This is a genomic window from Niveispirillum sp. KHB5.9 (assembly GCF_048066115.1).
Classification (GTDB): domain Bacteria; phylum Pseudomonadota; class Alphaproteobacteria; order Azospirillales; family Azospirillaceae; genus Niveispirillum.
Genome location: NZ_JBLTYX010000020.1, coordinates 112,862 through 122,590 on the forward strand (window position 1 = coordinate 112,862; position 9,729 = coordinate 122,590).

Here is a 9,729-nt window from a genome sequence, read left to right on the forward strand (position 1 = left end):
CAGGGATGGAAGAAGAATCCACAGGCAAGATGGGGCTGGATGGCGAGGCGGTCCGGCAATTGCTGCAAGGGGCGGTGCTGAAGGGGGCCGACCCTCAGGCGCTTTTGCGGGCGGCGGCCATCGATCCGTCGGTTTACGGGAACAGGCGGGCGGCGATCGACGGCAAGGCCCTGGTCCGGCTGATCCGCCGGATCCAGTTCACGCTCGACGATGTCTATCTGGGCTTCTTCGCCCAGGGTTGCCGGTTGGCACTGGAAACGGAGCGCCTGCTCTCCTTCCTGCATTGCACCACGTTAGGCGAGGCGCTTCGGGTCAGCATCCGTTTCACGGATGCGATGTGCGCCGATGTCGGGCCCGGCATCAGGGAAGAGCATGGTGCCGGCCTGCAGCATATCTGCAAGTACCAGACGGTTGCCGGCGTGAACCGCGACATCCTGGTCTGGGTCCGGTTCGTCTGGATCTATCAGCTTTTCAGCTGGCTGATCGGCCGGCCGCTGGCGCTGCGCGGCCTTTCCGTGCGCGGGTCCCGTCCGGTTCAGGAAAACGGCTTCGACCGGTTCGCGCTTTTCTGCTGTCCCGTGCAGTTCGATGCACCGGTCGATGCGCTATCCTATGATTGGGGCGACCTGACCGCGCGTCTTGTCCACAATACCATTAATGAATATGACGATTATTACGCGAGCGAGCCCGACTGGTTCGCGATCCTCGACCGTGGTCTGAACTGGCGGGAACGGACGCAACAGGTCCTGATCGATTTCCAGCGCGCCGGCCTCTGGTCGGTGCCGGTGGAGGTGGTGGCCGCGCGCCTGCGCACGCGGCCACGGCGGCTGCGCCATGACCTGTCGCTGGAGGGAGAGAACTTCCAGGATATGCGGACGCGGCTGCGCGGGGAACTGGCGGCGGCCTATCTGCTGGCCAGCGACATGCCCATCACCGAGATCGGCTTCACCGTGGGCTTCAGCGAACCCGGAAGCTTTTCCCGGCATTTCTGCGCCTGGGCGGGAATGTCGCCGTCGGCGTACCGCACGGCGCATATCGGCGATCCGGCAAAGGTCGGCGCCGCCACGGTGCTGCTGAACGACCGGCGGATCATCTGACCGGCACGGGCGGCCGTCGCCCTGTCACTTCTGCCAAATCAAGGCGTCAGACCGGTCATTGTATGCCGATGGGCAGATGCGAAGATCGTCCCAGACCGGGGGCGGCAGATCCCCGGCTTCATCAAACGGATCAATGGGGATGGAATGACCATGAAGAGCTTGCAGCTGACCCGCGTGCGCGCGTTGGGTCTGGGGGCCACGGCGCTGTTTGGCGGGTGTCTTGTTCCGGGCCAGGTGTGGGCCCAGACGCAAGGCAACACCGCCGCTTCCGGGACCGAAGCCCTGCGTGAGATCGTCCTTGAAGAAATCGTCGTGACGGCGGAAAAGCGCGCGGAGGGGCTGCAGAACATCCCCATCGCCATCACCGCCGTTTCGGGTGCGACGCTGGAGAAGGCGGGCGTCAAGGAAGTGGGCGACTTGGTCCAACTGGCGCCCAGCCTGCAGTTCGGCACGCGTTCCACCAACGTGTTCATCGCCATGCGCGGCATCGGCCAGGCGGGGCAGGATATCGGCAGCCAGTCCGGCGTGACCGTGTCGCTCGACGGCGTGCCCCTGCTCAACCATTTCATGATGAACCCCGCCTTCCTCGACATCGAACGGGTCGAAGTCCTGCGCGGACCTCAGGGCACGATCCAGGGCCGCAACGCCACCGGCGGTGCGATCAATGTCTACAGCAAGGGGCCGACCGATCAGACCGAGGGCGAAATCGGCCTCACCGCGGGCAATTATTCGCGCCTGGGCATCAAGGGCTTCATGAACGCGCCCCTGTCCGACCAGATCATGGCCCGCATCTCCTTCCAGAACGACCGCGCCGACGGCTGGACGAAGAACGCGTTCCTGAACCGCCGCAACGACGATGCCGACATGACGCAATTGCGCGGCCAATTGCTGGTGAAACCGTCGGAGAGGTTCAGCGTCAATGCGCTGGTGGATTACATGCGCGACCGCGGTGACCCGTCCTTCAACGTTCTGCTGGGGCGCGCCGATCCGGCCCGGCCCACGCCCGCGGAGGTTCCCGGCTACGCCTATCCGGCCAACAACCTGAAGGACCTGACCTTCTATTTCAACGAGCCCGGCCAGCGCGACGTGGAAGATATCCGCGCCACCCTGACCGCGCGCATGGAGCTGGGATCGAACACGTCGATCACCTCGACCACCGGCTATATCAAGCATGACATCGACCTGACCAACCTGGATGTCGACCTGACACCGGTCGTCGGCTCGCGGTTCGATCTCATCGGCCTGTATGCCGAGCAGGCGACGCAGGAATTCACGGCCACCACCGATCTGGGCGACCGGGCGGACCTTGTGGCCGGCCTGTTCTACATGCACGGGGACGCGAGCGAGCCGCTCTATCTCAGTTCCGCGACGGTGAAGAACCTTCTCATCTACCTCCCCAACGAGAAGCTGAATTCCTACGCCTCCTACGTCCAGCTCCGCTACAACCTGACCGACAATCTCCGCGCGACGGCGGGCGGGCGCTACACGATCGACAAGAAGACCTATGAGATGGACGCCACGTCGGGCGGGAACCACTATCTCCTGCGCGACAAGGACACCTGGAAGGCATTCACGCCACGCTTCGTGCTGGATTATACGCCGGAGGAAAACACGCTCGTCTATACTAGCGTGTCGCGCGGCTTCAAGTCGGGCGGTTTCAACACGCTGGGCGACATCACGCAGCCGGTCAATGTCTTTAACCCGGAATATGTCTGGAACTATGAGGTCGGAACGAAGGGCAAGTTCTTCGATAAAAGGCTGCGCATGGGGCTGACCGCGTTCTATGCGGATTACACGAACCTGCAGCAGACCGTTTTCCGGACCAACGAGCAGACGGGCGTGCGCTTCCCCAAGGTCGAGAACGCATCCGCCGCCAAGATCAAGGGCATCGAGCTGGAGTTCGAAGCCGCCCCGACCCGGGGGCTGAAACTGTCCGGCGCGGCCACGCGCCTGGATACCGAATATGGGAAGTTCTGCAACAACGACCCGCTCTATCCCAACGTGCCGACCGCCGCGGCCTGCGTGGGCGTGCTAAGCGATGGCAAGCCGCTGCCGCCGGGTGCTGTGAATCTGGAGGGCAATACGCTGACCCAGGCGCCGAAATGGCAGTTCAACCTTTCCGGTGAATATGTCTTCCCGATTTCCGAGAATTTGGAAGTCACGGCGCGCGCCGACTACAAGTGGCAAAGCAATGTCTATTTCGACATTTACAACAATCCGCTCAATACCCAGGACGCCTACGGGCTGATCAACCTGTCTGTCGCCCTGGGCACGTTCGACAAGACCTGGTCTCTGACCGGCTGGGTCCGCAACGCGGCCGACAAGCGCTATATCAGCCAGGCGGTCACGCGCCCCGGCGCGAATGCCTATACATCGGGTTCGGTCGGCACGCCCCGCATGTATGGCGCCACGCTCTATCACCGGTTCTGAGCGGGTCCGGAAGCACTCCAGGTGTCGTGGATGCCTGCCAATCGGGCGATCCATGGCACTTGGCCCTCCTTTCGCGTCACAAGGAAGTCCGACATGGTCAATCGCGGGGCTGAAGACAGCATTCCCCAGATCAGATTGTATCGGGGATGGCTGCATCGGGAACGCGGCCTGGCATTTTCCGACTATGGGGCGATGTGGGAATGGTCGCGGACCGATCTCACAACGTTCTGGCGCAGCGTCTGGGATTACCATGAACTGCAATCGCCAACGCCACCGGTTGCGATCCTGGAAGGGTCGATGCCGGATACCAGATGGTTCAGGGGCGCTGAGGTGAACTATGCCAGACAGGTATTCCGTCACGCCGACATGGCCGATGCCGCTGGCCAGCCCGCCATCATCGCCGGGGATGAGGGCGGGCGGACCCTCGAACTGACCTGGGGGGCCTTGCGGCAACGGGTCGCCACATTGGCGCTGGACCTGCGCCGCCGGGGCATCGGGCGGGGCGACGTGGTTGCGGCCTATCTGCCCAATATCCCGGAAGCCGTGGTGTCGATGCTGGCCTGCGCCAGCCTGGGTGCGATCTGGACGATATGCTCCCCCGATATGGGCACGCCGGCTGTGCTGGCCCGGTTCTGGCAGACGGAACCCAAGGTGCTGATCGCCATCGACGGCGTCTTCTATGGCGGCAAGTGGTCGGACCGCAGCGCCGCCGTCGATGCCATCCGCAGCGGCCTGCCCAGCGTGACCGCGCTGTTCGTGATCGGCACGGGACACGGCGTCGCCCCCATCGAGGATGCCATCGATTTCCACGGCGTGCCGCCGGCGGACGCGCAGGCGGCCGCGATGTTCGAACCGGAATGGCTTCCCTTCGATCATCCGCTCTGGATCCTCTATTCCAGCGGGACCACGGGCCTGCCCAAGGCCATCGTCCATGGGCATGGCGGCGTCATCCTCTCGGCCTGCGTCGGGAACATGCATCTGGACCTCGGGGCCAGCTATTCACCCAACAATTTCGGCGAGCGGTTCCACTGGTACAGCGCCACGGGCTGGGTGATGTGGAACATCCAGGTCGGCGGCCTTCTGTCCGGCACCACCATCTGCCTCTTCGACGGGTCACCCAGGGGGGCCGCCGGTGGAGCGGAATGGACGCCGCTATGGACCTTCGCCGCACGCCACCTTGTGACCTGGTTCGGCGCGGGGGCCGCCTTCTATGCCAGTTGCCGCAAGGCCGGGCTGGCCTTGCGGGGGATCGGCAACCTGGGTGCCATCCGTGCGCTGGGCAGCACCGGATCGCCCCTGACCGCCGATGACCAGGATTGGGGTACCCGCCAGTTCGCCGCCCTTGGCACATCCGACATATGGTGGTGCAATATCTCCGGCGGAACCGACATCGCGGCGGCGTTCCTGTCGGGGAACCGGGAAATGCCGGCCACGCCGGGCCGGCTCCAGTGCCGCCATCTCGGCGCGTCGGTCGAAGCCTGGGACGAGGATGGGCAGGCCATCCGGGGACACGTCGGGGAACTGGTCTGCACGCGGCCCTTTCCCAGCATGCCGCTGTTCTTCTGGGGTGACGCTGACGGTGCCCGCTACCGCTCGACCTATTTCGATGTCTGGGACGGCGTCTGGCGGCATGGCGACTGGTTGAGCGTGGAGGCCGACGGGAGTTGCATCATCGCCGGGCGCAGCGACGCGACGATCAACCGGCACGGTCTGCGCATGGGCACCGCGGACATCTATGCCGCCGTGGAACGCCTTCCCGCCGTCGCGGACAGCCTCGTCATCGACCTTGAGGACGGTGCGGGGGGCAGCAAGCTCCTCATGTTCGTCGTGCCCGGCGAGGGATATGGCTGGGGACCGGAACTGGAAGCCGCCATGGTCCGGGCCATCCGGGATACGCTATCGCCGCGCTTCATCCCCGACCGGTTCATCGCCGCACCAGCGATACCGCGGACCCTTTCCGGCAAGAAGCAGGAACTGCCGGTCAAGCGGCTTTTCCAGGGCTGGCCCATGGCGAAGGTCATTGATCCCAGCCTGACCGAAAACCCCGCAATCATCCCCTGGTACGTCGCGCAGGCCATAGCCTGGCGGGGGGGAACAGGCCCGGCTGGGAAAGGCTCATGAACATGCAACTCACCGTCTGTCTTCCCTCCCGGCTTCTGGCGCCGATGGTGGCAGCCATAGCGGCCGTTATGCTCGCCCTGCCCTCCCCCGCCGCGGCGCTGGCGGCGCTCGCCCCGACGGCGGACGCGGCCCGCTGCGAAGCGCTCGTCCGGCTGCGCCGCCAGGACACGACGATCATCAGCGCGACGATGATACCCCGGGGGACGGCGATTCCGCACCTTCCCGGCGCATCGGACCTGCCTTCCTTCTGCCGCGTGGTCTCCCATGTACGGTCAGAGCCAGGTTCGGATATCGGCGTCGAACTGTGGCTGCCGGTGGAATGGAACGGCATCTTCCACGGCAACGGCAATGGTGGGTTCGCCGGATTGCTGCAGAGCGGCTATGCCGGCATGGCCCGCGGGTTGCGGCGTGGTCATGCCGTGGTGACGACCGACACGGGAACGGCCCCCGCGACGCCGCTGGACGGCGACCCGCTGGTCGGACAGCCGCGCAAATGGCGCGATTGGGGCCGGCTTTCCACCCATGTGATGACCGTGACGGGCAAGGCCATCGCCGCCGCCTATTACGGTCGGGGTGCGGAACGGTCCTATTATACCGGCTGTTCGACGGGTGGTCAGCAGGGCCTGATCGAGGCGCTTCACTATCCGCAGGATTATGACGGCATCCTGGTCGCCGCCCCCGTCATCAACTGCACCTGGGGCCATGCGGCAGTATTATGGAACTATGCCACCGCCCATCGCACGCCTGAAAGCCTCCTATCGGAGGCCAAGCTGCGCCTGCTGAACGACGCGGCCATCGCGCGCTGCAATGGAAGCGGGCATGGGCAAGCGGGGGATGCCTTCGTCACCGATCCGCTGGCATGCCGCTTCGACCCGGCGGAACTGGGCTGCAAAGGAACGGACAATGGCCAGTGCCTGACACCGGCGGAGGTCGCGACGGCACGCGCCTTCTATGACGGACCGACCGGCAAGGATGGGCGCCCCGTCTTCTTCGGCTGGTTGCCAGGCAGCGAGGCGCCAGGGAAATACGGATGGTCCTTCCTGCAAAGCCCGCTCAAGGGACAGCCGCCCTTCGGCAGCCTGTTCAAATGGGTTTTCGGTGCCGACTGGGATTGGCGCGGCTTCGACCTCGACCGTGACATGCCAAGGATCGACGCCGCCCTGAGCGACATCGTCAATGACGCGACAAAGGGCAGCCTGCAGGCATTCAAGGCGCGCGGCGGAAAGCTCATCATCTATCATGGCTTGGCCGACACGCTGGTCCCGCCGGGCCAGTCGGTGGCGTTCTACGACCGGCAGGTAGCGGAACTGGGTGGCTTGGCGCAGGCCGAAGAGGCGGCGCGGCTGTTCATGGCGCCCGGCCTGATGCATTGCGGTGGCGGCACCGGTCCCGACGCGTTCAATTCGGCGGCCGGCAGTACGCCCCTTCCCCCCGTCGCCAGTTCCAGCCACGACCTGTTCTCCGCCCTGATCGAATGGACCAATGGAGGCCCCGCCCCCGAACAGGTTGTCGCCACGAAATACGCGGCCAGCGACGGGAAAGCGATCGCGTTTCAGCGCAAGCTGTGCGCGTACCCGCGGCAGCCCCTGCATGATGGACGCGGATCGACCGGTTCAGCCGACAGCTTCACCTGCTCACCCCGACCAGACAGTTCGAAGGCCGAAGGCTCCGGCGATTGAAGTCGTTCGCGATTGGCTCAAGAACGGCGGCCTCCGGCTGGTCCGTCAAACCATCGACCGGCAGCATAGGCGACCGTTACGGCTGCGCCCACGTTCCACTTGGCAGGTGCATCCGAAACTGCGTCAGATATCGAACCTCACCCCCTGGGCCAGCGGCAGGGCGCGGCCGTAATTCACCGTATTGGTCGCGCGCCGCATATAGGCCTTCCAGGCATCGGAGCCGGACTCGCGCCCGCCACCCGTATCTTTCTCGCCACCGAAGGCCCCGCCGATTTCCGCACCCGAGGGGCCGATATTGACATTGGCGATGCCGCAATCCGACCCGCGGACGGACAGGAAGGTTTCCGCCTCCCTTATATCGTTGGTGAAGATCGCGGAGGACAGACCCTGGGGCACGGCATTGTGCTGGGCCAGGACCGCGTCGAAATCGCTGTAGCGCATCACATAGAGGATCGGCGCGAAGGTTTCCTTCTCCACCGGCCCGCACTGTCCGGCAATCTCGACCAGGGCCGGGCGGACATAATAGGCGTCAGGACCGAAGCCTGCCTCCACGCGATCCCCACCGCACAGGATACCGCCGGCCGCCAAAGCCTCGGCCAGGGCCACCTGCTGCGCCTGGAATGCCTGCCGGTCGATCAGCGGGCCGACAAGATTGCCCTCCAGCAGCGGGCTGCCCACCGGCACGCTCGAATAGGCTTGTTTCAGGCGCGGCACGAAGCTGTCATAGAGGCTGTCATGCACAAAAAGGCGGCGCAGGCTGGTGCAGCGCTGGCCGGCCGTGCCCATCGCCGCGAAGGCGATACCGCGCAGCGCCAGATCCAGATCGGCCGTCGGCGCCACGATCGCGGCATTGTTGCCGCCCAGTTCCAGGATGGCGCGGGCAAAGCGCGCGGCCAGCCGGGGGCCGACGATGCGCCCCATCGCCGTCGACCCGGTGGCCGACACCAGCGGCACATGACGATGATCAACCAGCACTCCACCCACCTCGCGCCCACCGATCAGCAAGCCGGACAGCCCGTCCGGCGCCGCCCCGCCATCGGCACGGAACCGGTCCACGGCACGGGCGAACAGGGCATCCACGGCCAACGCCGTCAGTGGCGTCTTCTCCGACGGCTTCCACACCACCGCATTGCCGGCCACCAGGGCCAGGGCGGCGTTCCAGACCCAGACGGCCACGGGGAAATTGAAGGCGGAGATGATGCCGGTGACACCCAGCGGGTGCCAGGTCTCCATCATCCGGTGCTCCGCCCGCTCCGTGGCGATGGTCAGCCCATGCAGCTGACGCGACAGACCTACGGCGAAGTCGCAGATATCGATCATCTCCTGCACCTCGCCCAGGCCTTCGGAGATGATCTTACCGGCCTCGATGGAGACGAGGCGGCCCAGCGCCTGCTTGTGGGTGCGCAGTTCCTCCCCCAGCAGGCGCAGCAATTCCCCCCGCCGGGGGGCCGGCACCAGCCGCCATTGCAAGAATGCCTGATGGGCAGCATCGATGACCGCAGCCGCCTCCATGGCATCGGCGTCGCGCACCTGCGCCAGGACCTCGCCGCTGACCGGTGAGCGGGCGGCCAGGGTGCCATCCAGATAGCGGTCCTTGTCCACGCCGAACCGGTCCAGCAGGGACAGGGTCTCGGCAACCAGGGAAGTCGGATTAGAAGTCATGGTCGGGTTCCTCAGGGATGAAGGGAGTTCAGCAGATGGGCCAGCAGCGCCTCCATCGGATGGCGAGGCCGGAAGCCCGCCATCCGGTGGGTCTGGCAACGACAGGAAAAGCCCGTGGCAAGCACGCGGTCGGCCGGTATAGCGGCCAGTTTTGGTCGCCAGCTCATCTCGAACAGCCGGGCCGACAGGTCGGCATGTTCCCGCTCATGCCCGAACAGGCCGGCCATGCCGCAGCAACCGGTCGCCTGGACCTCCAGGGTCAGGCCGAAGGCGGCGAAGATGTCCTGCCAGTGACGGGGCGCACGGGGTGTCGATGACCGTTGGGTGCAATGCGCGAACAGGCGGAAGGGGGCACCCGCCGCTGCCCCTTTCGGCACCCGGATACGCCCGGCGGCGATCTCCCCCGCCAGGAAATCCTCCAGCGCCAGGATGCGCCTTCCATCGGCGCGGGGTGGTGCGTCCTGGCGGTATTCGTGATCCTGCATCAGCAGGGCCACCGGTTCGATCCCGATAACCGGCAGGCCGGTTTCCAGCAACCGGCCCTGGAAATCGCGCGCCGCCTGCGCCACACCCGCGAACCGGTCCAGCATGCCCAGCACATGCAGGGCCTTGCCGTTGGGTCGCGCGGCGATCTGATGGACCCTGTAACCGAGCGCTGACAGCAGGTCGCGTACCGCATGCACAACGGCACCATCGAAGCTGCCGGTGAACCTATCCTCCAGCAGCAGTACGGTTCGTGC

Annotated in this window: 5 protein-coding genes and 1 pseudogene; 4 read left to right on the top strand and 2 right to left on the bottom strand. The window is 65.5% G+C overall.

Annotated elements, in window-relative coordinates:
* Positions 1-5 precede the first annotated feature (5 nt).
* The 4 genes from ACM9HJ_RS25065 (at position 6) to ACM9HJ_RS25080 (ending at position 7,327) form a co-directional block, all read left to right on the top strand.
* Positions 6-1,097: an AraC family transcriptional regulator ligand-binding domain-containing protein gene (locus ACM9HJ_RS25065; protein ID WP_416574518.1), complete on the top strand. Its 1,092-nt coding sequence runs from the start codon at positions 6-8 to the stop codon at positions 1,095-1,097.
* Positions 1,098-1,247: 150 nt separating this feature from the next.
* The gene (locus tag ACM9HJ_RS25070) at positions 1,248-3,527 is read left to right on the top strand and encodes a TonB-dependent receptor (RefSeq protein WP_416574519.1); all 2,280 of its coding nucleotides are present in this window, start codon (positions 1,248-1,250) and stop codon (positions 3,525-3,527) included.
* A gap of 93 nt (positions 3,528-3,620) precedes the next feature.
* Complete coding sequence (locus ACM9HJ_RS25075; protein ID WP_416574520.1) at positions 3,621-5,648, top strand: acetoacetate--CoA ligase; 2,028 nt, start codon at positions 3,621-3,623, stop codon at positions 5,646-5,648.
* Positions 5,645-7,327 carry a tannase/feruloyl esterase family alpha/beta hydrolase gene (locus ACM9HJ_RS25080; RefSeq protein ID WP_416574521.1) on the top strand — a complete coding sequence of 561 codons (1,683 nt, stop codon included), beginning with the start codon at positions 5,645-5,647 and terminating at the stop codon, positions 7,325-7,327. Before ACM9HJ_RS25075 ends, ACM9HJ_RS25080 begins: the two co-directional genes overlap by 4 nt.
* A 123-nt stretch (positions 7,328-7,450) precedes the next feature.
* Here ACM9HJ_RS25080 and ACM9HJ_RS25085 read toward each other — a convergent pair whose 3' ends face one another.
* Positions 7,451-8,989: an aldehyde dehydrogenase family protein gene (locus ACM9HJ_RS25085; protein WP_416574522.1), complete on the bottom strand. Its 1,539-nt coding sequence runs from the start codon at positions 8,987-8,989 to the stop codon at positions 7,451-7,453.
* An 11-nt stretch (positions 8,990-9,000) separates the two neighbouring features.
* Positions 9,001-9,729: pseudogene (locus tag ACM9HJ_RS25090) on the bottom strand (FAD-binding oxidoreductase); the annotation flags it as partial.

Coding starts and splice junctions, on each gene's coding strand:
- ACM9HJ_RS25065 (WP_416574518.1), top strand. CDS start 6: ATGGAAGAAGAATCCACAGGCAAGATGGGGCTGGATGGCGAGGCGGTC.
- ACM9HJ_RS25070 (WP_416574519.1), top strand. CDS start 1,248: ATGAAGAGCTTGCAGCTGACCCGCGTGCGCGCGTTGGGTCTGGGGGCC.
- ACM9HJ_RS25075 (WP_416574520.1), top strand. CDS start 3,621: ATGGTCAATCGCGGGGCTGAAGACAGCATTCCCCAGATCAGATTGTAT.
- ACM9HJ_RS25085 (WP_416574522.1), bottom strand. CDS start 8,989: ATGACTTCTAATCCGACTTCCCTGGTTGCCGAGACCCTGTCCCTGCTG.
- ACM9HJ_RS25080 (WP_416574521.1), top strand. CDS start 5,645: ATGAACATGCAACTCACCGTCTGTCTTCCCTCCCGGCTTCTGGCGCCG.